The following is a 24,379-nucleotide window of genomic DNA, read 5'->3' as shown; positions in this document are numbered from 1 at the left end:
CTGGTCGACTACCTCCGGTGGATGACGGCCGATCTGCAGCAGACCCGCGCCCGGCTGGAGGAAGTCGAGGACCGGGCCCACGAGCCGATCGCCGTCGTGGCGATGAGCTGCCGGCTGCCCGGGGGGATCCGCACACCCGAGGAGCTGTGGGACCTGGTCGCGGCCGGCGGCGACGCCGTCGGCGGCTTCCCGCTCGACCGCGGCTGGGACGTCGACGCGCTGTACGACCCCGACCCGGACCGGCCGGGCACCTCGTACACCCGGCACGGCGGCTTCATCGAGGACAGCGCGGACTTCGACCCCGCTTTCTTCGGGATCAGCCCGCGCGAGGCACTCGCCACCGACCCGCAGCAGCGATTACTGCTGGAGATCGCCTGGGAGGCGTTCGAGCGGGCCGGCATCCCGGCCGCGAGGTTGCGCGGCAGCCGGACCGGTGTGTTCGCCGGCGTGATGTACAACGACTACGCCAGCCGGGTGCGCCGCCCGCAGCCGGACACCGAGGGCTATCTCGGCACCGGCAGTTCGGCCAGCATCGCCTCCGGGCGGGTGGCGTACACCTTCGGGCTGGAGGGGCCGGCGGTCACTGTCGACACCGCCTGCTCCTCCTCGCTGGTGGCGCTGCACCTGGCCGTCCAGGCGCTGCGGCTGGGCGACTGCGAACTGGCCCTCGCGGGCGGGGTGGCCCTGATGGCCACCCCGGCCACCTTCATCGGGTTCAGCCGGCAGCGGGGCCTGGCGCCGGACGGGCGCTGCAAGGCCTTCGGGGAACAGGCGGACGGCACCGGCTGGTCCGAGGGAGCCGGCCTGCTCCTGCTGGAGCGGCTCTCCGACGCCCGGGCGCAGGGCCACCCCGTGCTGGCCGTCGTCCGCGGCAGCGCGGTGAACCAGGACGGCGCGAGCGGCGCCCTGACCGCGCCGAACGGCCCCGCCCAGCAGCGGGTGATCCGGCAGGCGCTGACAGCGGCCCGGCTGCTGCCCGCCCAGATCGACGTCGTCGAGGCACACGGCACCGGCACCAGGCTCGGCGACCCCATCGAGGCCCAGGCCCTCCAGGCGGCGTACGGGCCGGGCCGGCCGGCCGACCGCCCGGTCTGGCTCGGCTCGCTGAAGTCGAACATCGGGCACACCCAGGCCGCGGCCGGTGTCGCCGGCGTGATCAAGATGGTCATGGCGATGCGTCATGCCACGTTGCCCAGGACCCTCCACGCCGACCGGCCGACCCCGCACGTGGACTGGACGGCCGGGCCCCTGCGTCTGCTCACCGAGGCGCGGCCGTGGCCGGTATCCGGCGAGCCGCACCGCGCCGCGGTGTCCGCCTTCGGGATCAGCGGCACCAACGCCCACGTAGTGCTCGAACAGGCACCCGACCCCGACCCCGAACCCGCGCCCGCCGACGCCCGCCCCCGTGCCGCCCTCGGCGGGGCGCCATGGCTGCTGTCCGCGAAGAGCCCCGAGGCGCTGACCGCCCAGGCCGGGCGGCTGGTACGGCATCTGCGCCGGCACCCGGACCTGGACCCCGCCGATGTCGGCCGGTCCCTGGCGGCGGGCCGCACACAGTTCCGTCACCGCGCCGCGGTCACCGGGCGCGACCGGGAGGAACTGCTGGCCGGCGTGGCGGCGTTGGCGGCCGGCCGGCCCGCGGCCCTGGTCGCCTCCGGCGGCGCGGCATCGGGCAAGGCGGCGCTGGTCTTCCCCGGCCAGGGCTCCCAGTGGGCCGGGATGGCCACCGCGCTGCTCGACACCTCCGAGGTGTTCGCGCGGCGGGCCCGGGAGTGCGCCCTGGCGCTGCGGCCCTTCGTGGACTGGTCGCTGACCGAGGTGCTGCGCGGGTCACCCGGCGCGCCCGCCCTGGAACGTGTCGATGTCGTCCAGCCGGCGCTGTGGGCGGTGATGGTCTCGCTGGCCGCCCTGTGGGAGTCCTGCGGAGTCGGGATCGCCGGGGTGGTCGGTCACTCGCAGGGCGAGATCGCCGCGGCGGCCGTCGCCGGCACGCTGTCGCTGGAAGACGCCGCCCGCGTCGTCGCGCTCCGCAGCCGGGCGCTGGCCGCGCTGGCGGGCCGGGGCGGGATGATGTCGGTCATCGCGCCGCCCGCGTGGGTACACGAGCGGGTCGCCGAGCAGGCCGGCGCGCTGTCGGTCGCGGCGGTCAACGGCCCGCGCTCGGTGGTCGTCGCCGGCTCGCACGAGGCGATGGACACCCTGCTCGCCCAGTGCGAGGCCGCGGGGGTGTGGGCGCGCAGGATCCCGGTGGATTACGCCTCCCACTCGCCGCAGGTGGAGGCGATCCGCGGCGAACTGGCCGCCTCGCTGGCCCCGGTGGCGCCCCGCCCGGGCTGGCTGCCGAGCTACTCCTCCGTCACCGGCGGCCCGGCCGACCCCGCACGGCAGACCGCGGACTACTGGTACCGGGGGCTGCGGCAGCCGGTGGAGTTCGAGCAGGCGATCAGGGCCATGCTGGCCGACGGGTTCGACCTGTTCATCGAGTGCAGCCCGCACCCGGTGCTCACCCCGGCCGTACAGGAGACGATCGAGGACGCCGGGGCCGACGCCTTCGTGGTGGGCTCCGTGCACCGTGACGACGGCACCCTCCAGCGGTTCGCCGGCTCCCTCGCCGAGGCGTGGGTCGCCGGGGCGAAGCTGGACCCGGACCGGCTCTTCGGCGACGCACGGCTGGTCGACCTGCCCACGTACGCCTTCCAGCGGCAGCGCTACTGGCTGGCGGCGGAGCAGGGGCCGGCCGACGTCGCGGCGGCCGGGCTCGCCGCCACCGACCACCCGCTGCTCGGGGCGGCCGTGCGGCTCGCCGAGGGGGACGGGCTGCTCATGACGGGCCGCCTCTCCCTCGGCAGCCAGCCGTGGCTGGCCGGGCACACCGCCTACGGTGACGTGCTGCTGCCCGGCACCGCGTGGCTCGAACTGGCGATGGAAGCGGGCGCCCGGACCGGCTGCGACCGAGTGGCGGAACTGCGCGTGACCGCGCCGCTCACGCTGCCGCGCGAGGGCGGAGTGGACGTCCAGGTGGCGGTCGCGGCCCCGGACGGCGACGGACGCCACCGCGTCACCGTCCATTCCCGGCCTGCCGACAGCCCCGACGACACAGCCTGGACCCGCCACGCCGAAGGGACCCTGGACCGCGACGCCAGCGCGCCCCCGACCGCACCGGACACCGCCTGGGCGGCCCACTGGCCACCCCCCGGCGCCACCCCGCGCGAACTGCCGGTCCCGCCGGACCAGGACGGCCCGGACGGCCCGGACGCGGCGGCGTCGGAGGTGTGGCGGGACGGTGATCGCCTTGGCGTTGAGGCGGGGTTGATCGGTGTGGCTGCCGGTTTGTTGGAGGCGGGGTCCCGCGCGGCTGCGGTTGGTGATGGCGGGTCCGGGGGGCTGCCGGCCGCCCGGAGCGGAGCGCTCCTGCGCGGGGCGTCCGGCGCGGCGTTGACGGGGCTGTGGCAGGACGGCGAGCACCTCTACGCGGAGGCGCGGCTGACCGACCCGGCCGCCGCGGCCGACTTCGGTCTGCACCCCGCGCTGCTGGAAGCCGCGCTTCGTTCGGCCACGGCCGGCGACGACGGGTCCGAGCGGCTGCCGACCGGATGGGACGGCGTACGGCTGTTCGCGCGCGGCGCGTCCGTGCTGCGCGCGCGGCTGACCCCGGCCGGGCCCGACCGGTTCACCGTGCTGTTCGCGGACGGATCCGGCGCACCGGTGGCCGCCGTCGAGAACCTCGGGCTCACTCCGCCGCCCGCCGGGCCGCGCCCCGGCGCCGCGGGGGCCGCCCTGCGTTCGGCCTTCACCGTCGACTGGTCGCCGCTGCCGCTGCCGCCGCCCGCACCTGCCGAAGGACCGCAGGCCGGCAGCGGGCTGCTGGCGGTCCTCGGACCCGCCGGCAGCGGCCCCGAGGGCGCCCGTCACTTCGACGGCCTCGCCGAACTGGACGCGGCGCTCCGCGCGGGCGCCCCGGATCCGCGGACCGTCGTCCTGCCGCTGTCCGCCGAACGCGGCGCCGAAACAGCCGGCGGGCCCGCCGACGAGGCCGGCCCGCTGCTGGAGCGGACCCTGGCCCTGGTGGACGCCCTGCTGAGCGGCGGCCACGGCAGCAGCCGGGTCGCCGTCGTCACCCGGGGCGCGGTGAGCACCCGGGCCGGGGAGCGGGCGCCGGACCAGGCGGGCGCCGCGGTCTGGGGCGCGCTGCGCTCCGTGCAGGCCCGGCACCCCGGCCGGCTGGTACTGCTGGACACCGACGGGCACCCGGACTCCGCGCACGCCTTCGCGGCGGCGCTGGCCGGCGGGGAACCCCAACTCGCCCTGCGACGCGGCAGGGCGCTGGCCCCCGCGCTGGCGCCGTTGAGCGCGGACCGGTCGCTGCGCACGCCGGCCGGCCCGGAACCCTGGCGGCTGGACATCACCGAGAGCGGGGACCTCGGCACCCTCGCCCCCCTGGACCACCCGGCGGCGGCCCGCGACCTCGGACCGTACGAGATCCGGGTCGCGGTGCGGGCGGCGGGCCTGCACTTCGGCGATCTGCTCGTCGGCCTCGGTCTGCACGGCGCTGGCAGCGCACGGATCGGGGTCGAGGCGGCCGGTGTGGTGCTGGAGGCCGGCACCCGGGCGGGCGCGGTCACCGCTGGGGACGCGGTGATGGGGCTGTTCCCCGAAGGCGCGGCGGGCCCGGTCGCGGTCACCGACGTCCGCTTCGTCACCCCGGTGCCCGCCGGCTGGTCCTTCGCCCGGGCCGCCACCACGACCCTGGGCTACCTGACGGCCCAGCACGGCCTGTTCGGCCTGGCCGGGCTGCGGCCCGGCGATTCGGTGCTCGTCCACGCCGCGAGCGGTGGTGCCGGCCTGGCCGCCGTGCGACTGGCCCGCCACCGCGGCGCCCGGGTCTTCGGTACCGACAGCCCGGACCGGCTGGCGGCGCTGCGCTCGCTGGGCCTGCCGGACGACCGCATCGCCTCCTCCCGCACCCCGGACTTCGCGGCGGACCTGCTCGCCGCGACCGACGGCGACGGCGTCGACGTCGTACTGAACTGCCTGGCGGGGGAGTTCACCGACGCCTCTTTGCGGCTGCTGCCGCGCGGCGGCCGGTTCGTCGAGACCGGCCGTACCGATCCGCGCGACGCGGCCCGGGTCGCCGCCGACCACCCGGGGGTGCGCTACGAGGTGGCCGACCTGGCCGAAGCCGGCCCCGAGGGCGTCCGGACGATGCTCGCCGAGTTGGCGGTGCTGTTCGCCGACGGTACGCTGCCGCCGCTGCCGGCCGCGGCCTGGGACATCCGCCGCGCACCGGAGGCGTTCGGCTTCCTGGGCGAGGCCCGGCACCCGGGCCAGGCCGCGCTCGTCCGGCCGGCCCCGCTGGACCCGCGGGGCACCGTCCTGATCACCGGGGCCGCCGCATCCGCCGGCGGACTGCTGGCGCTGCACCTGGCCGAGGAGCACGGAGCGCGCCACCTGCTGCTGGCCGGCCACGGTGAGCCCGAGACCGGCCGGGCCGCCGCGCTGCGCGCCGACCTCGCCGCGGCCGGCGCCGAGGTCGCCTTCGCCACCTGCGACACGACGGACCCCGACGCCCTCGCCCGGCTGCTCGCCTCCGTCTGGCCCGCCCACCCGCTCACCGCGGTGTTCCACACCGCTGGCGACCAGGACCCGCCCGGCCCCGGCCCGTACCCCGGGCTGCGTACGGCCGTCCTGCTGCACCGCCTCACCCGAGGCCTCGACCTGTCCGCGTTCGTGCTCTTCTCCTCGCTGGCCGGGACCCTCGGCCCGGCCGGCCGGACCGGTGAGGCCGCCGCCGGCGCCTTCCTCGACGCCCTGGCGCACGACCGGCACGCCCAGGGACTGCCGGCCACCGCCGTCGCGTGGGGGGACCGGCTCGGGACGGCGGCCGGCGGCGGCGTCCCCGGCTTCTCGCCGCTGTCCGACGGGGAGTTCCTCGCCTTGCTGGACCTGGCCCTGGCGGCACCGCGGCCGGTCCTCGTCGCGGCCCGCCCGGACACGGCCTGGCTGCGGCGGGCCGCCGCCGACGACACCCTGCCCCCGATGCTGGCCGCACTCCCGAGGGCGCTCGGCCGTAGCGTCCCCCGCGCCGCGTCCACTTCAGGGACGGCGCCGCTCGACGGGCTGCGGGCCCTGGCACCGGCCGCCCGGCAGGAGGCCGTACGGGAACTGGTACGTACCCAGGTCGCCGCCGTCCTCGGCCACGACGACCCGCGCGCGGTCGGGACCGACCAGCCCTTCACCGAGATCGGGATCGACTCGCTGACCGCCGTGCAACTGCGCAACCGGCTCAACACGGCGACCGGCCTGCGGCTCGCCGCGACCCTGGTCTTCGACCACCCCACGCCGACCGCGGTCGCCGCCCATCTGTCCGCCCGGCTGGCCGGCACCCCGGCCGCGGGCACCGCCGCCCCCGTCCCCGCCGCCGCCGAGGACGGCGCCGGGACCGACCCCGTCGTGATCGTCGCCATGAACTGCCGCTTCCCCGGGGGCGTGCGCTCGCCGGAACAGCTGTGGGACCTGGTGGACAACGGATCGGACGTCGTCGGCGACTTCCCGGCCGACCGCGGCTGGGACATCGGCGAGCTGTACGACCCGGACCCCGACCGCGCCGGCACGACCTACACCACCCGGGGCGGCTTCCTCGACGGCGTGGCCGACTTCGACGCGGCGTTCTTCGGGATCTCGCCCCGCGAGGCGCTGGCGATGGACCCGCAGCAGCGACTGCTGCTGGAGACGGCCTGGGAGGCCTTCGAACGCGGCGGCATCGACCCGGAGTCGCTGGACGGCAGCCGGGTCGGCGTCTTCGTCGGCACCAACGGGCAGGACTACCCGAGGCTGCTGGCGGCCGGCGCGGACGACCTGGAGGGGTACGTCGGGACCGGCAACACCGCCAGCGTCCTGTCCGGGCGGCTGGCCTACGCCTTCGGGTTCGGCGGACCCGCGGTGACCCTCGACACGGCGTGCTCCTCCTCGCTGGTGGCACTGCACTGGGCCGCCCAGGCGCTGCGGCGCGGCGACTGCTCGCTGGCCGTGGTGGGCGGCGTCACCCTCATGGCCAGCCCGCTGCTGTTCACCGAGTTCAGCCGCCAGCGGGTGCTGTCCCCCGACGGGCGGTGCCGCTCCTTCTCGGCCGACGCCGACGGCACCGGCTGGAGCGAAGGGGTCGGCGTGCTGCTGGTCGAGCGTCTCTCGGACGCCCGCCGCGCCGGCCACCAGGTGCTGGCCGTGCTGCGCGGCTCGGCGGTGAACTCCGACGGCGCCAGCAACGGCCTGACCGCCCCCAACGGCCCCGCCCAGGAACGCGTCATCCGCCGCTCGCTGGCCGACGCCGGACTGACCCCCGCCGACGTGGACGCGGTGGAGGCGCACGGCACCGGTACGAGGCTGGGCGACCCCATTGAGGCGCAGGCCCTCCTGGCCACCTACGGCACACACCGGGCCGGCGGCGGCCCCCTGTGGCTGGGCTCCCTCAAGTCGAACATCGGCCACACCCAGGCCGCCTCGGGCATCGCGGGCATCATCAAGGTCGTCCAGGCGATGCGGCACGAACGGCTGCCGAAGACCCTGCACGTCGCGGAGCCGACACCGCACGTGGACTGGACCGCCGGAGCGGTGGAACTGCTGACCGACCCCCGGCCGTGGCCGCGCGGTGAACGGGCGCGGCGCGCGGGCGTGTCCTCGTTCGGGATCAGCGGCACCAACGCCCACGTCATCCTCGAAGAGCCCCCCGCTCCGGAAGCCGCCTCCGAGCCGGCCTCCGGGCCCGGAACCGACCCGGCCCCCGGCGACGACGACAACCGGGTGGTGCCCTGGGTGCTGTCCGCCAAGAGCCCGGAGGCACTGCGCGATCAGGCGCTGCGGCTGGCCGAGCACACGACGGCGGACCCGGAGCCCCGGGCGGTGGACATCGGCTGGTCGCTGGCCACCACCCGCGCCCCGCTGCGCCACCGCGCCGTGATCGTCGCCGCCGGCCGCCAGGAGGCCGCGACCGCCCTGCGCGCGCTGGCGGCGGGCGAGGACGTCCCGGCCGCCGTACGCGGCGAGGCCGACGACGGGCATCGGCCGGCCTTCCTGTTCGCCGGCCAGGGCAGCCAGACCGCCGGCATGGGCAGCGGCCTCTACGCGGCCTTCCCGGCCTACGCCGCCGCCTTCGACGACGCCTGCGCCGCACTGGACCCGCACCTGGACCGGCCGCTGCGCGACATCGTCCACGCCGGACCGGGCACCGCGGCGGCGGAGCTCCTCGACCGCACGGAGTACGCCCAGCCCGCGCTGTTCGCCTACGAGGTGGCGCTGTTCCGGCTGCTGGAGTCGTGGCGGATCCGGCCCGGCAAGCTCGCCGGGCACTCCGTCGGGGAGATCGCGGCCGCCCACGTGGCGGACGTACTGTCGCTGTCCGACGCGGCCCGGCTCGTCGCCGCCCGGGGCCGGTTGATGCAGCGGCTGCCCGGGCGGGGCGCGATGGCCGCGGTCGAGGCCGAACCCGGCGAGGTCACCGGACTGCTGGCGGGCCTGGGCGACCGGGTCGGCATCGCCGCTGTCAACGGCCCCCGGGCGACCGTCCTTTCCGGGGACGCCGACGCGGTGACCGAGGTGACCGGCCTGCTGGCCGGACGCGGCCGGCGGGTCACCCGGCTGCGGGTCGGCCACGCCTTCCACTCGCCGCTGATGGATCCGATGCTCGCGGACTTCCGGCAGGTCGCCGAGGCCCTGTCCTACCGCGCCCCGCGGATCCCCGTCGTCTCCACCCTCACCGGGCAGCCCGCCGGGCCCGAGGAACTGTGCCGCCCCGAGCACTGGGTCGACCACGTCCGCCACACCGTGCGCTTCCAGCGGGCGATGGAATCCCTCGCGGAGGGCGGCGCCACCGTCTTCACCGAACTCGGCCCGCGGGGTGTGCTGACCTCCATGGCCGCCGACTGCCTCGGGGAGCGCGGCGTCTTCCTGGCCGCGCAGCGCGAGAACCGGCCGCAGGACAGGTCATTGCTCACGACGGCGGCCGCGCTGTACGTGCGGGGCGTCCCCGTCGACTGGCGCGCGGTGTCGGCCGGCGGCGGGGGACGCCGCGTCGACCTGCCCACCTACGCCTTCCAGCGCCAGCGGTACTGGCCGCGTCCCGGCGCCGCCAGGACGGCCCCGCACCCCGGCGGACACCCGGTGCTCGGGCCCGCCGTCCTGCTCGCGGACGGCGACCGCTTCCTGCTCGAAGGCCGGCTGTCGGCGCGGGCCGTGCCCTGGCTCGCCGAACACCGGGTGTTCGGCGAGACCGTCGTGCCCGGCACCCTCCTGCTGGAACTGGCCGTACGGGCCGCCGAGGCGGTCGGCCAGGACCTCGTACGGGAGCTGACCATCCACACCCCGCTGGTGCTGCCGCCGGACACCGGCCTCGACCTGCAACTCCTCGTCGACGAGCCGGACGATTCCGGCAGCCGGCCCCTGACCGTCTACGCCCGCTCAGGCGCTGCCGGCGGCGCGGGCGCCGACCGGCCGTGGACCCGCCACGCGGACGGCGCGCTCGCCACCGGTGACGCGCCGGTCCCCGAGGCTCCGCGTCAGTGGCCCCCGGCCGGCGCCGTCCCGCTCCCGGTGGATGAGCTGTACGACGACTTCGCCGCCGGCGGCCTCGACTACGGCCCGGTCTTCCGGGGGGTGCGCTCGGTATGGCGGGACGCCGACACGCTGTACGCCGAAGCCGTCCTGCCGGAGGGGACCGACACCGCCGGATTCCTGCTGCACCCGGCGCTGTGGGACGCCGCCCAGCACCCGGCGGCGATCGGCGAACTCACCCCGGGCGCGGCCACGGTGCCCTTCTCCTGGGCCGGCGTGCAGGTGTACGCCACCGCTGCCACCGCCCTGCAGGTGCGGATCTCCCCGGCCGGGCCGAACGCCGTCACCCTGGAGATCGCCGACGGCAAGGGCGAACGGGTCGCCCGTGTCGAGCGCCTGACGGCCCGTACGGTGTCGGCCGCCGCCGTCGAACCCGCCCGCGCCGAAGGCGCCGGGGAGCTCTACCGGGTCGACTGGACCGAGGTCGCGGTGCCGGCCGGGGCCGCGCCGGGCCCGGCCGCCTGGCTGGGCGCCGCGCCGCCCCCGCCCGTACTCGCCGACCACCGGCTCGACCACCGTCACCACCTCGACGCGCTCCGCGACGCGTCCCCCGCCGTCGTCCTGCTGCCCATCGAGACGGGGGACCTGCGCGGCGCCGAGGCCGCCCGGTCGGCGGCGGAGCAGGCGCTGCGGGCGGTGCGCCAGTGGGTGACCGACGACCGGCTCCCGCGGGGGCGGCTGGTCCTGCTCACCCGGGGCGCCGTGCCCCGCGCCCCGGACCAGGATCCGGCCGACCCCGGGCAGGCCGCCGTGTGGGGACTGGTCCGCGCCGCCCAGGCGGAGCACCCGGGGCGGCTGGTCCTGGTGGACGTGGACGGCGGCGACGCCTCGTGGCGGGCGCTGCCCGCGGCGCTGACCACCGGCGAACCCCAGCTGGCACTGCGCGGCGGCCTGGCCGCCGCGCCCCGGCTGGTGCCCGCCGGCGCCCCCACCGGCCCCGGCCCACGCCGTCTCGACCCGAGCGGCACGGTGCTGGTCACCGGCGGCACCGGAGCCCTCGGCGCGCTGCTGGCCCGGCATCTCGTCGCCGAACACGGCGTCCGGAGCCTGCTGCTGACCAGCCGGCACGGCGGCGACGCCCCGGAGGCCGCACCGCTGACGGCGGAACTGACCGCCATGGGCGCCCGGGTGGAGGTGGTGGCCTGCGACGCCGCCGACCGGTCGGCGGTACGGCGGCTGCTCGCGGCCGTACCGGCGGACCGCCCGCTGACCGCCGTGGTGCACGCGGCCGGCGTCCTGGACGACGGGGTGATCGCGGCGCTCACTCCCGAGCGCCTGGACCGGGTGATGCGTCCCAAGACGGCCGGCGCCTGGAACCTGCACGAACTGACCGCGGACCTGGACCTGTCCGCCTTCGTGCTGTTCTCCTCGGCGTCCGGTGTACTCGGCTCCGCCGGCCAGGGCGGCTACGCCGCGGCGAACAGCTTCCTGGACGCGCTCGCCCGGCACCGGGCGGAGACCGGCCTGCCCGGGACCTCGCTGGCCTGGGGGCTGTGGAGCCAGCACGGCCGGGGCATGGCGGGCGGCCTGGCCGACACGGACCTGCGCCGCATCGCCCGCACCGGACTCGGCGCGCTCTCCCCGGACGCCGGCCTCGCCCTGTTCGACGCCGCGCTCGGCCGTACCGAGCCGCTGCTGGTGCCCGCGCGCCTCGATCTCGCCGTGCTCCGCGCCCGCGGCCAGGACCCGGACGCCTCCCCGCTCCTGCGCGGTCTGGTCCGCCCGGTCCGCAGGCGCGCCGCGGCCGCCGAAGTCCCCGGGAGCGGCGGGACACTGGCCGATCGCCTGCTGCCGCTCGACGACCCCGAGCGGCAGCGGGCCCTGCTGGAACTCGTCCTCGCCCAGACCGCCACGGTGCTGGGACACAGCTCCCCGCTCGCCGTCGCGGCGGACCGGCCGTTCACCGAGTCCGGCCTGGACTCCCTGGCGGCGGTGGAGATCCGCGGCCGGCTCGACACCGCCACCGGCCTGCGCCTGCCGGCCACCCTGGTCTTCGACCACCCCACGCCGGCCGCGCTCGCCGCGCATCTGAAGGCCGAACTCCTGCCCGCGGCGCCGTCACCGGAGCAGACGGTGTTCTCCGAACTCGACCGGCTGGAGGCGGCCCTCCCCGCGGCCACCGGGGACCCGGAGACGGCCGCCCGGATCAGACTCCGGCTGCGGGCCCTGCTGGCCGCCGCCGAACCGGAACCGGACGGCCCGCCCGAGGACGACGGCCTCGCATCGGCCGGCATCGGCGAACTGCTCGCCATCATCGACGAGGAACTGGGGGACGCCTGATGGCCGGCGGCGAAACGGACGAGCGGGCCCAGCAGGCCCGGCAGGTCGACGACAAGGTACTGACCACGCTCAAGCGGCTCACCACCGAGCTCCGCCAGACCAGGAAGCGGCTGCGCGAGAGCGAGGACGCGGCCCGGGAGCCCATCGCCATCATCGGCATGGCCTGCCGCTACCCGGGCGGTGTGCGCACCCCCGACGACCTCTGGGAACTCGTCTCCACCGGCCGCGACGCGGTCTCCGGCTTCCCCACCGACCGCGGCTGGGACCAGCCCGCGCCGCACGGCCCGGACGGCGGCGCCGCCACGGCCAGCCACACGGCCGAAGGCGGATTCCTCTACGACGCCGCCGACTTCGACCCCGTCGCGTTCGGCCTCAGCCCCCGCGAGGCGACCGCTATGGACCCCCAGCAGCGGCTCGTACTGGAGACGTCCTGGGAGGTCTTCGAAGACGCCGCCATCGACCCGGCCTCCCTGCGCGGCAGCAGGACCGGCGTCTATGTCGGCATCATGTACCACGACTACGCCGCCCGGCTGCGCGACCTGCCCGAGGAACTCCTCGGCCACCTGGGCACCGGCAACGCGGGCAGCATCGCCTCGGGCCGGGTCGCCTACACCTTCGGGCTGCGGGGCCCCGCCGTCACCATCGACACCGCCTGCTCCTCCTCACTGGTGGCCCTGCACCTGGCCGCCGCGGCGCTGCGCCGCGACGAGTGCTCGCTCGCGCTGGCCGGCGGGGCCACGGTGATGGCCACTCCGCTTCCCTTCGTGGACTTCAGCCGCCAGGAGGGACTCGCCGCCGACGGCCGCTGCAAGTCCTTCGCCGACGCCGCCGACGGCACCGGATGGGCCGAGGGCGCCGGCATGCTGCTGCTGGAACGGCTCTCCGACGCCCGCCGCAACGGCCACCGGGTGCTGGCCGTGCTGCGCGGCTCTGCGGTGAACTCCGACGGCGCCAGCAACGGCCTGACCGCGCCCAACGGCCCCGCGCAGCGCCGCGTCATCGGCCAGGCGCTCGCCGACGCCGGACTGCGCCCCGACGAGGTCGACGCAGTGGAGGCGCACGGCACCGGCACCACACTGGGCGACCCGATCGAGGCCAACGCCCTGCTGGCCACCTACGGGCAGGGCCGCCCCGACGACCGTCCGCTGCGGCTCGGCTCGCTGAAGTCGAACATCGGCCACACCCAGGCCGCCGCCGGTGTCGGCGGGGTGATGAAGATGGTGCTGGCCATGCGGCACGGCACCCTGCCCCGTACCCTCCACGTCGACCGCCCCACCCCGCACGTCGACTGGTCCTCGGGGGCGGTGGAACTGCTCACCGAGCCGCGGCCCTGGCCGCGCGGCACCGCACCCCGGCGGGCCGGCGTCTCCTCCTTCGGATTCAGCGGCACCAACGCGCACGCCATCCTCGAAGAACCCCCCGAGGCCGACGAGCCCCCGGCCCGTCCGGCGCCGGCGGCGCACGGGACACCGGCCCTGTGGGCGCTGACGGCCAGGTCCCGGGAGGCGCTGCGCGCACAGGCCGGCCGGCTGGCGGAGCACGTACGGCGGCGTCCCGGACTCGACCCGGCCGACCTCGGGTACTCGCTGCTGACCGGCCGGGCCGCCTGGGAGCACCGGGCGGTGCTGGTCGGAGACGACCCGGCGGCGCTGCTGCGCGACCTGGACGTGTTCGCGGGCGGCGGCAGCCCGTCCGGACTGGTCCAGGAGCGGGCGGGCAGCGGCGCGCTCGCCATGATGTTCACCGGCGGCGGCAGCCGGCAGCCGGCCATGGGCCGCGAACTGCACGCCGCCCACCCGGTGTTCGCCGACGCCTTCGACGCGGTGTGCGCGGAGCTGGACCCCCACCTCACCACCCCGCTGGGGCCGCTCGTCCTCGGCGGTCAGCACGAGGACCTGCTGGACCGGGAGGGCTTCGCCCAGCCCGCCGTCTTCGCCTTCGAGGTCGCGCTGTTCCGCCTGTTCGCCTCCTGGGGCGTCGGTCCGGACTACGTCCTGGGCCACTCCGGGGGCGAGCCGGCGGCGGCCCACGCCGCCGGGGTGCTGTCGCTGGCCGACGCCTCGGCGCTGGTCGCGGCCCGCGGACGGCTGATGCAGTCACTGCCCCGCGGCGGCGCGATGGTGGCCGTCGCCGCCTCCTACGACGAGGCGCTGCCGCTGCTGACCGACGGAGTCGGGATCGCCGCGGTCAACGGCCCGGCCTCGGTCGTGCTGTCCGGCGACGAGGCGGCGGTGCTCGCGCTCGCCGACCGCTTCGCCGCCGCCGGACGCAGAACCCGCCGACTGCGCGTGGAGTACGCGTCCCACTCCGCGCTCGTCGACCCCGTACTGGACGAACTGCGGCAGGTCGCCGCCGGCTTGGAACCGAGCCCGCCCCGTATCCCCTTCCTTTCCACCGTCACCGGGAAGCCGGCCGGCGCGGCGGAACTGTGCTCGCCGGAGTACTGGGTGCGCAACGCCCGCCTGCCGGTCAGGTTCGCGGACGCGGTCCGCCGGCTGGAGACCGAGGGGGTGCGCACTTTCCTGGAGATCGGTCCGCACGCGGTGCTCACGGCCATGGCCGAGGAGTCCCTGACGGACAGCGCGTCGGCGGCCGTGCCGGCCCAGCGGGCCGGACGGCCGGAGACCGCGACCGTCACAACGGCCGTCGCCCGGCTGCACGCCCGCGGCGTCACCTTCGACCCGGAGGCCTTCTTCCGGGGCAGCGGCGCCCGGCGGGTGGAGCTGCCGCACTACGCCTTCCAGCGGCGGCGCCACTGGCTGGAACAGCCCGCCCCGGGCCCGCTGGACGTGTCCCCGGCGGGCCTCGGCTTCCCGGACCACCCGCTGCTCGGCGCCAGTGTCGTACTGGCCGACTCCGGGGAGCACCTGTTCACCGGGAGGCTGGCGCTCGCCACCCAGCCGTGGCTGGCCGACCACACGGTGGGCGGCGCCGTCCTGCTGCCGGGCACCGCCTTCACCGAACTGGCGCTGCGGGCCGCCGAGCAGGCGGACTGCGACCATCTCGACGAACTCACCCTCACCGAGCCGCTGGCGATCCCGGCAGGCGGTGCGGTGGCCCTGCAGATCCGGGTGGGCGCGCCGGACGGAGCCGGGCGGCGACCGGTCGAAGTGCACGCCCGGGCCGAGGACGCCCCGGCGGGGGAGCCGTGGGTCCGGCATGCCGGCGGACTGGTCTCCGCCAGGGGACCCGTGGCCGGGTCCGGATCCCTCACCACCTGGCCGCCGACCGGGGCGACCGCCCTCGACCTGGACGGGCTCTACGACCGGCTCGCCGCCGACGGCCTGCGGTACGGGCCGGTGTTCCAGGGACTGCGGGCGGCGTGGCTGCGCGAGGACGAACTGTTCGCCGAGATCCGGCTGCCCGCCGCGCAGCACCGTACGGCCAAGGCCTTCGGCCTGCACCCCGCGCTGCTGGACGCCGCCCTGCATCCGCTGGGCCTCGGCCTGCTCCCGGGCAGCGGCGACGCGCCCGCGCTTCCCTTCGCCTGGCAGGGTGTGTCGCTGTCCGCGACCGGGGCGACCGTACTGCGGGTGCGGCTGGCCTCCCTGGACGGCACGGACGCGGTGTCCCTTGAGGCGGCCGACGAGACCGGCCGGCCGGTGGCCGCGGTGGAGTCGCTGCTGCTGCGGCCCGCCGGGCCGCTCCGCGCCGCCGGTGAGAGGGCGCGGCAGCCGCTGCTGCGCCTGGACTGGCCGGAATGGACGGCCCCGGCCGCCTCCGCGCCCGTCGGCAGGACGGTCGTGCTCGGGGGCGACCGCACGGCCGCGCCGGCCGGCCCCGGGGCGCCCGCGTGGTACCCGGACCAGGCCGCGCTGGCCGCCGACGTGGACGCCGGCGCGCCGCTGCCCGATGTCGTGCTGATCCCGCTGCTGACCCCGCTTCTGGGCGCGGGCGCCGGACAACCGGGCGCTGTCCGGGCGGTCTTCGATGATCGGGCCGCGGCTGTGGAACCGGTGCGTCACGAGGCGGTGGAGGCACCTCCCGGCGACGCCGGGGGAGATCCTCCTCGTACCGGCCCTGTCCGGACGGCTCCGACCACGCGGCGGGATGCCGCGGGCGCCCCGCCCGCCGACCGGGAGGCGTCCCCCGACGCCGCCGACCCGAGCGGATCGCCCGGACAGGACCAGGGCGCCGAGGCCCGCGCGTCGGCCGGCCTGGCCCTGCGGCTCGTACGGTCCTGGCTCACCGACGACCGGTTCGCCGCCGCGCGCCTGGTGGTCGTGACGCACGGCGCGGTCGCCACCGGACCGGACGAGGACGTCACCGACCTGCCCGGCGCCGCCGTCCGCGGGCTGCTGCGGTCGGCGCAGGCCGAGCACCCGGGCCTGATCACCCTGCTGGACACCGACGACCCCGGCGGCCGGCCCGGGGGACTGCCCGCGCTGCTGGAACCGGTGCTGGCCCAGGTGCTGGGCTCGGGCGAACCGAGCGTCGCGCTGCGCCGGGGACGGCTGCGCGTACCCCGGCTGGCCCGCGCCGGGGGCTTCGACACCGCCGCCGCCCCCGTCCCGTCCCGGTTCGCCCCCGGCGGCACCGTGCTGATCACCGGCGGGACCGGGGCCCTGGGCGCGCTGACGGCCCGCCACCTCGTCACCCGGCACGGCGTCCGCAGCCTGCTGCTGACCGGTCGCCGCGGCCCCGCCGCCGACGGGGCGGCCGAACTCGCCGCCGAACTCACCGGGCTGGGCGCCGAGGTCGTCGTGGCGGCCTGCGACATCGCCGACCGGGCCGCCGTGGCCGACCTCCTGACGCGAGTCCCGGCCGACCGCCCGCTGACAGCGGTGATCCACGCGGCCGGCGTCCTGGACGACGGCGTGATCGGGGCGCTCACCCCGGACCGCCTGGACCGGGTGATGCGGCCGAAGACCGACGGCGCCTGGCACCTGCACGAGCTGACCGAGCACCTCGGCCTGTCCGCGTTCGTACTGTTCTCCTCGGCCGCCGGGCTGCTCGGCGCCCCGGGGCAGGCCAACTACGCCGCCGCCAACGGTTTCCTGGACGCGCTGGCCGACCACCGCCGGCACCGCGGACTGCCCGCGCTCTCGCTGGCCTGGGGCCTGTGGGACGCCGCGAGCGGCATGGGCGCAGGACTGGACGGGCCCGCCCTGCGTCGGCTGGCCGCACTGGGCATGCGGCCCATCCCCGCCGACGAGGGCCTGGCCCTGTTCGACACCGCTCTGGGCGGCGGTGACGCGGTGCTGGCACCACTGCACCTGGACCCGCGCACGCTGCGCGGTGACACCGTGCCCGCCGTACTGCGCGCCCTGGTGCCCGCCGGGCGGCAGCCCCTGCGCCGGGCGCGGTCCGCGGGCGCGGCCGGGTCGCCGGCCGTCCACCACCCGTCGGAGCAGGGCGCGGCCGGCCCGCTGCCGAAGCCGGCCGGGCCGACCGGCCTGACCGAGCTGACCGAGCTGGTCCGGACCGAGGCGGCCGCCGTGCTCGGCTATGACGACCCGGCCGCCATGGCGGACGACCGTACGTTCTCCGAACTCGGCTTCGACTCGCTGGCCGCCATCGAACTGCGCAACCGCCTGGGCGGCGCCACGGACCTGCGGCTGCCCACCACGATGGTCTTCGACCATCCGACGCCCGCCGCCCTGGCCGGACGGCTGCGTGAGCTGCTGCTGCCCACCGTGTCCCCGGCCGCGCCCGCGCCCCGCGCGCGGGCGGCCCGGCACGCCGACGAGCCGATCGCCATCGTGGCCATGGCCTGCCGCTACCCGGGTGGCGTCGCCTCGCCGGAGGACCTGTGGGACCTCGTCCTGGCGGAGCGGGACGCCGTCACGGAGATGCCCCGCGACCGGGGCTGGGACATCGACGCCCTCTACGACCCGGACCCCGGACAGCGCGGCACCTTCTCCACCCGGCACGGCGGCTTCCTGAGCGACGCGGCCGACTTCGACCCGGAGTTCTTCGGCATCAGCCCGCGCGAGGCGTTGGCGATGGACCCGCAGCAGCGGCTGCTCCTGGAGGTGTCCTGGGAGGCGTTCGAACGCGGCGGCATCGACCCGGCGACCGTCCGGGGCACCGACACCGGCGTGTTCGCCGGTGTGATGTACCACGACTACGGGTCCGGGGCGCAAGGCGTCCCCGAGGACGCCGAGGGCTATCTCGGCTCCGGCACGGCCGGCAGCGTCACCTCCGGCCGGGTGGCCTACGCGCTCGGCCTGGAAGGGCCGGCGGTGTCGGTGGACACCGCGTGTTCCTCCTCGTCGGTGGCGCTGCACCTCGCGGTGCAGGCCCTGCGCTCCGGCGACTGCTCGCTGGCCCTGGCCGGCGGGGTCACCGTGATGGCGACCCCGCTGCCGTTCGTCGAGTTCAGCCGGCAGCGCGGCCTGTCGCCTGACGGGCGCTGCAAGTCGTTCGCGGCCGGCGCGGACGGCGTGGGGTGGAGCGAGGGCGCCGGTGTGCTGCTCGTCGAGCGGCTGTCGGACGCGACCCGCAACGGACACCCGGTGCTGGCCCTGGTCCGGGGCAGCGCGGTGAACCAGGACGGGGCGAGCAACGGCCTGACCGCGCCGAGCGGACCGGCGCAGCAGCGGGTGATCCGGCAAGCCCTGGCCGGCGCCGGCCTGACTCCCGATCAGGTCGACGCCGTCGAGGCCCACGGGACCGGCACCACACTGGGCGACCCGATCGAGGCCAACGCCCTGCTGGCCGCCTACGGGCAGGGCCGCGCCGAGGACCGCCCGCTGTGGCTCGGCTCGCTGAAGTCCAACATCGGCCACCCGCAGGCCGCCTCCGGTGTCGGCGGCATCATCAAGATGGTGCAGGCGATCCGGCACGGCACGCTGCCCCGTACCCTCCACGTCGACCGCCCGTCGCCGCATGTCGACTGGTCGGCCGGCGCGGTGCGGCTGCTGACCGGGGCCACCCCGTGGCCGGACACCGGCCGGCCCCGGCGGGCCGGGGTGTCCTCCTTCGGGATCAGCGGCACCAACGCCCACACCATCATCGAGCAGGCGCCGGACACGGCCGACACACCTGCGGGGACACCTCGGGCCCCGGCCTCGTCCCCGGCCCCGGACGGCCCGGCCGGGCCGTCCCCGTTGCTCCTGTCGGCCAAGAGCCCGCAGGCCCTGCGCGGCCAGGCCCGCCGGCTGCTGGAGCATGTCCGGGCGCGCCCCGAGGTGTCCGCCGCCGACCTCGGCTGGAGTCTGGCGACCACCCGGCCGGTGTTCCCCCACCGCGCGGCCGTACTGGCCGACGACCGCGACGGACTGCTGGCGGGACTGACCCGCCTGGCGGCGGAGAGGACGGCGGGCCCCGGTGTCCTGTCCGGCCGGGCGGCCCCGGGCAAGGTCGGCTTCCTGTTCGCCGGACAGGGCAGTCAGCGGGCCGGCATGGGCCGGGAACTCGCCGCGGCCGGCGGGGTGTTCGCCGAGACACTGGCGGAGGTGTGCGCCGCCTTCGACGCCCTGCTCGACCGTCCGCTGCGGGAGATCCTCTTCGCCGCCCCGGGAACGGCCGACGCCGCGCTGCTGGATCACACCCAGTACACGCAGGCCGGTCTGTTCGCCGTCGAGGTGGCGCTGCTGCGGGGACTGGAGTCCTGGGGGATCCGGCCGGACGTCGTGGCCGGGCACTCGGTGGGCGAACTGGCCGCGGCCCACGCGGCCGGCGTCCTCGGCACGGCGGACGCGGCCGTCCTGGTGGCGGCGCGCGGCCGGCTGATGCGGGCGATGCCGGCACACGGCGCGATGACGGCGGTCCAGGCCTCCGAGGAGGAGGTGGCGCCGCTGCTGACCGACCGGGTCACGCTGGCCGCCGTGAACGGGCCGGCCTCGGTCGTCCTGTCCGGCGACGCGGACGCCGTCGACGCCGTGGCCGCGCGCCTTGCCGCGGCCGGCCGCCGGACCCGGCGGCTCACGGTGGGTCACGCCTTCCACTCCCCGCACATGGACGGCGTGCTCGACGAGTTCCGGCGGATCGCCGGGGGACTGTCCTTCCACGAGCCGGCCGTTCCCTTCGTCTCCACCCTGACCGGCGGCCCGGCCACGGCCGAGCAGTTGTGCTCGCCCGCGTACTGGACGCGCCAGCTCCGCGAGCCGGTGCGCTTCCTCGACGCGGTGCGGCGGATGGAGGCCGACGGCGTGACGGCGTTCCTGGAAGTGGGCCCGGACGCCACCCTCACCGCCGCCGCCCGGGACTGCCTGGCCGACCCCGGCCGCACCGTCGTCCCGGCGCTGCGGCCCGGCCGCCCGGAACCGCGCGCGCTCGCCGCCGCCGTGGCCGAACTGCACGTCGGGGGCGTCCCCGTCGACTGGACCGCCGTCCTCGGCGGCTCCGGGGCCCGGCGGGTGGACCTGCCCACGTACGCCTTCCAGCGCCGCCGGTACTGGCTGGGCGCGGATCCGGCGCCGGAGGCACACCCGCTGCCGGGACCGGCGCTGCCCGCGCCGGACCGCGAAGGCGTGGTGTTCGCCGGAGCGTGGGACGTACGGGCCCAGCCATGGCTGACGGAGCACCGGATCGACGGGGCGGCCGTACTGCCCGGCTCCGCCTTCGTGGAACTGGCGCTGCGGGCCGGGCGGGAACTCGGCTGCCCGGCGATCGAGGACCTCGTCCTGGAGGCACCGCTCGCCGTGCCCGCGCGGGGACCCTCGCTGCTCAGCGTCTCGGTGGGCCGACTTGGCCCGGACGGCCGGCGGTCCTTCGCCGTCCTGGCCCGGCCGGCCGACGCCCCGGCGGAGGCGGAATGGGTCCGGCACGCCACCGGCACGCTCACCCGCGCCGCACCGGAACCGCCCGCCGGGCCGCTCCCGTGGCCGCCGCCCGGAGCGACCCCCCTCGACCTCACCGGCCACTACGAGCGGCTGGCCGACGCCGGGCTCGGCTACGGCCCGCCCTTCCGGGGGCTGCTCGCGGCATGGCGCCGCGACGACGGGATGGACGAGATCTTCGCCGAGGTCGCCCTCCCGACCACCGGCCCCGGACCGTACGGCCTGCACCCCGTACTGCTGGACGCCGCCCTGCACCCGCTGGGGCTCCTCGGCCGCCCCGCGGGGCCCGGGCCGACGCTGCTCCCCTTCTCCTGGCGCGGCGTCCGGCTCCACCGGTCCGGCGCGGGCACGCTGCGGGTACGGCTGTCCCCGGCCGGACCCGACACCGTGGCGCTGGAAGTCGCCGACAGCACGGGTGCCCCGGTGGCCTCGGTCGCCGCGCTCACCCTGCGCCCGCTCGCGTCCGGGACCGGCGTCCCCGGCCGGTCACTGCTCCAGGTCGTCTGGACCCCGATCGACCCCGGGCCGCCGCCCGTTCCCGGCCCCCGGACGTGGGCACTGCTCGGGCCCACCGACTCGCCGCTGGGCACCGCGCTGCGGGCCGCCGGGGACCGGGTCGGCCGGTACGGGGACCCGGCCTTCGCCGGGCACGACCCGCGGGGCGTCGTCCTCGCGTCCTTCGTCGGGGCACCGGAGGACACCGCCGATGCCCCCACCGGCGCCGCCGCCCGCGAGGCCCTGGGACTGGTGCGGTCCTGGCTGGCCGACCCGGCGCACGCCACCACCCGGCTCGTCGTCGTCACCAGCGGCGCGATCGCCGCCTCTCCCCAGGAGGACGTACCCGACCTGCGGCACGCCCCGCTGTGGGGCCTGCTGCGCTCGGCGGCCTCCGAGCACCCGGGAAGGTTCGTCCTGGTGGACGTGGACGGCACGAGCGAATCCTGGCGGGCCCTGGCCACCGCCATCGCCTCCGGCGAACCGCAGCTGACGGTGCGTTCGGGAGTGGTGGCGGCTCCGGGGCTGGCAGCTGTGCCGGCGTCCGGTGCCGGCTTCGGTCCCGGCGGGACCGGGCTGGTCACGGGTCGCGTCGGCGCGTCGGACGAGCCGCGGTTCTCGGTGCGTCCGGGTGCGGCGGCCCCGGGGCCGGCGGTCGCTCCGGCGGAAGGCGCCGCCGGGTTCGCTCCCGAGGGCACCGTGGTGATCACGGGTGCGGCAGGCGCGCTCGGCGGGCTGGTGGCCCGGCACCTGATCGCCGTTCACGGGGTACGGCGACTGCTGCTGGTCGGGCGCCGCGCCGACGACGCCCGGCTGGCGGCGCTGGCGGCCGGGGCCGCCGAGCTGGGTGCCTCGGTGACCCTCGCCGGATGCGACATCGGCGACCGCGACGCCGTCGCCTCCCTGCTGGCCGCGATCCCGGCCGGTCACCCGCTGACCGCCGTGGTGCACTGCGCGGGAGTGCTGGACGACGGCGTGGTGGCCTCCCTGACCGCCGAACGCCTGGAGCGTGTGCTGCGCCCGAAGGCCGACGCGGCCCGGCATCTGCACGAGCTGACCCGGGATCTGGACCTGTCCGCGTTCGTGCTCTTCTCGTCCGCCGCGGGCGTCCTCGGGGCGCCCGGCCAGGCCAACTACGCCGCCGCGAACGCCTTCCTGGACGCGCTCGCGCACCACCGCCGTGCCCGGGGCCTGCCGGCGCTGTCGCTGGCGTGGGGTCCGTGGGCCCCGGGGGGCGGCATGACCGGCACCGATCCGCAGCGCACGGCACGCAGCGGCGTCACGGAGCTGATGGCCGAGCAGGGCCTGGCCCTGTTCGACGCGGCCCTGGCCAGCGCCGGGCCCGCGTTGGTGCCGCTGAGCCTGGACACCCGGCGGCTGCGCGCGCACGCCGACGACCCGGCGCTGCCCGCCATGCTGCGCGCGGCGGTGCGCGCTCCGTCCAGGACCGTACGGGCCGGCACCGGGGCCAACGCCGCGCCCACGGCGGCCCCTTCGCTGCCGCCGGTCGCTCCGGTCCCGCTCGCCGGGCTCCCGCCGGTCGACCGCGAGGCCGCGCTGCGCGCGCTGGTGCGTACCGCGGTCGCGGAGGTGCTCGGCTTCGCCTCGGCCGGCGGGACGGGCGGGAGCGGCGGAAGTGGCGGCGGCGAAGGCATCGACGAGACCGCGGCGTTCCCCGAACTCGGCCTGGACTCGCTCACCGCGGTGGAACTCCGGAACCGGCTCGACACGGCCACCGGCCTCCGCCTGTCCGCGACCGTGGCGTTCGATCACCCGACGCTCCCGGTGCTGGTCCGGCACCTGGACGGGGAACTGGCGCGCACCGCCGCCCCGGTGACCGGAGCGCCGGCCACCGGGCCCGCCGCCGAGGTCGGCGCGCTGTTCCGGCGGGCGCGGGCGGCCGGCCGGACCGCGGAGGGCATCGAACTGCTCCGGATGGCCTCCCGCTTCCTCCCGTCCTTCGCCGGCAGCGCCGACCTCGGCCCGGGTCCGCAGCCGGTGCCGCTCGCCAGCGGTCCGGCCGGGGCCGCCCTGATCTGCTTCCCCGCCGTGGTGGCCCTGTCAGGACCTCACCAGTACGCCCGTTTCGCCGTCCCGCTGCGGGGACTGCGCGACGTGGCGGTACTGCCGGAGCCCGGCTTCCTGCCCGGCGAACCGCTGCCGGACAGCGTCGAGGCGGTGATCGACGCCCAGACCGAGGCGGTGCGGCGGTACGCCGGCGGAGCCCCGGTCGCCCTCCTCGGCTACTCGTCCGGCGGCTGGATCGCGCACGCCGTGGCCGCCCGGCTGGAGGAACTGGGCGAGGCCCCCCGGGCCGTCGTCCTGCTGGACACCTACCTGCGGCGCGAGACGGACGACCGGCTGGCATCCGCCTTCACCGAGGGCCTGTTCGCCCGGCGGGGCGGTCCGGCGGACAGCGACACCCATTCGCTGATCGCCATGGGGGCCTACTTCCGGGTCTTCGACCAATGGGCGCCGGGCACGATCGCCACCCCCACGCTCTTTCTGCGGGCAGCCGAACCACTGCCCGGCACCGTCGGGCAGCCGCCCGCCGAGAACGGGGGGGACGGGGGCCGCAGGCTCGCGGCCGCCCTCGCCGACACGGTCCGGGAAGTGCCCGGTGACCACTTCACCATGCTGGAGGAGCACGCGGCTCCCACCGCCGCTGCCGTCCACAGCTGGCTCTCCGCCGCCGAGCGACAGCCGGGGCAGAGCCTGCCGCCCACCCAACCGAGGAGGAACTCATGACCGCAGTGACCGCGGAGCTGATCTTCGACGCCTATGTGGCGCTGGTCTCCGGTGACCGGCGGCAGGCGGTGAAGTACTGGGCCGAGGACCTCAGGTTCCTCGTGCCGGGACGCCACGCCCAAGCCGGCTGGCGGGAGGGCCTGGACGACCTCCTGGCCTTCCGGCGGGCGCTGGACGAGGCGTCGGGCGGATCGTTCACCGCCGACCCGGTCACCTCGATGATCAACGACGACCACTCGATGGACGTCGTCCGCGTCCACGCGGTGCGGGCGGGCGCCCCGGCGGGAAGCACCTCGCCCTACGACGTGCTCGACGGCCGCAGCATGCAGGTGTTCCGCTGGTCGGAGGGCCGGGTCGTCGAGGGCTACGCCGGCTGGTTCGGCGACGGGGCGATCAACTACGAGCAGTGGTGGTCTCCCATCGGACCGGACGGCACCCGCCGGGACATCTAGCCGCCGACGCGGGCACCGCCCTCTGCTACGGCCTTGACGCCGACTGCGGTCGAGGCGGCGGTGCCCGCGTCGGCG

Annotated in this window: 3 protein-coding genes; all 3 read left to right on the top strand. The window is 77.2% G+C overall.

What is annotated here, in order from left to right:
* From ACFO3J_RS28565 to ACFO3J_RS28555, 3 genes are read left to right on the top strand one after another with little or no spacing between them, the layout of a single operon-like run.
* Positions 1-11,883 (top strand): SDR family NAD(P)-dependent oxidoreductase, encoded by an 11,883-nt coding sequence (locus tag ACFO3J_RS28565; protein WP_386435283.1) that lies wholly within the window; start codon positions 1-3, stop codon positions 11,881-11,883.
* A complete protein-coding gene (locus ACFO3J_RS28560) occupies positions 11,883-23,852 on the top strand; it encodes a type I polyketide synthase (RefSeq protein WP_449343658.1) in 11,970 nt (3,989 codons plus the stop codon). The genes ACFO3J_RS28565 and ACFO3J_RS28560 overlap by 1 nt, the downstream gene beginning before the upstream one ends.
* Entirely contained in the window at positions 23,849-24,304 is a 456-nt protein-coding gene (locus tag ACFO3J_RS28555; RefSeq protein WP_386435274.1) for a nuclear transport factor 2 family protein, read from the top strand. Before ACFO3J_RS28560 ends, ACFO3J_RS28555 begins: the two co-directional genes overlap by 4 nt.
* Positions 24,305-24,379: the final 75 nt, after the last annotated feature.

Source organism: Streptomyces polygonati, from assembly GCF_042650325.1.
GTDB lineage: Bacteria > Actinomycetota > Actinomycetes > Streptomycetales > Streptomycetaceae > Actinacidiphila > Actinacidiphila polygonati.
This window is presented reverse-complemented; position numbering and strand designations above follow the sequence as displayed.

Coding starts and splice junctions, on each gene's coding strand:
- ACFO3J_RS28560 (WP_449343658.1), top strand. CDS start 11,883: ATGGCCGGCGGCGAAACGGACGAGCGGGCCCAGCAGGCCCGGCAGGTC.
- ACFO3J_RS28555 (WP_386435274.1), top strand. CDS start 23,849: ATGACCGCAGTGACCGCGGAGCTGATCTTCGACGCCTATGTGGCGCTG.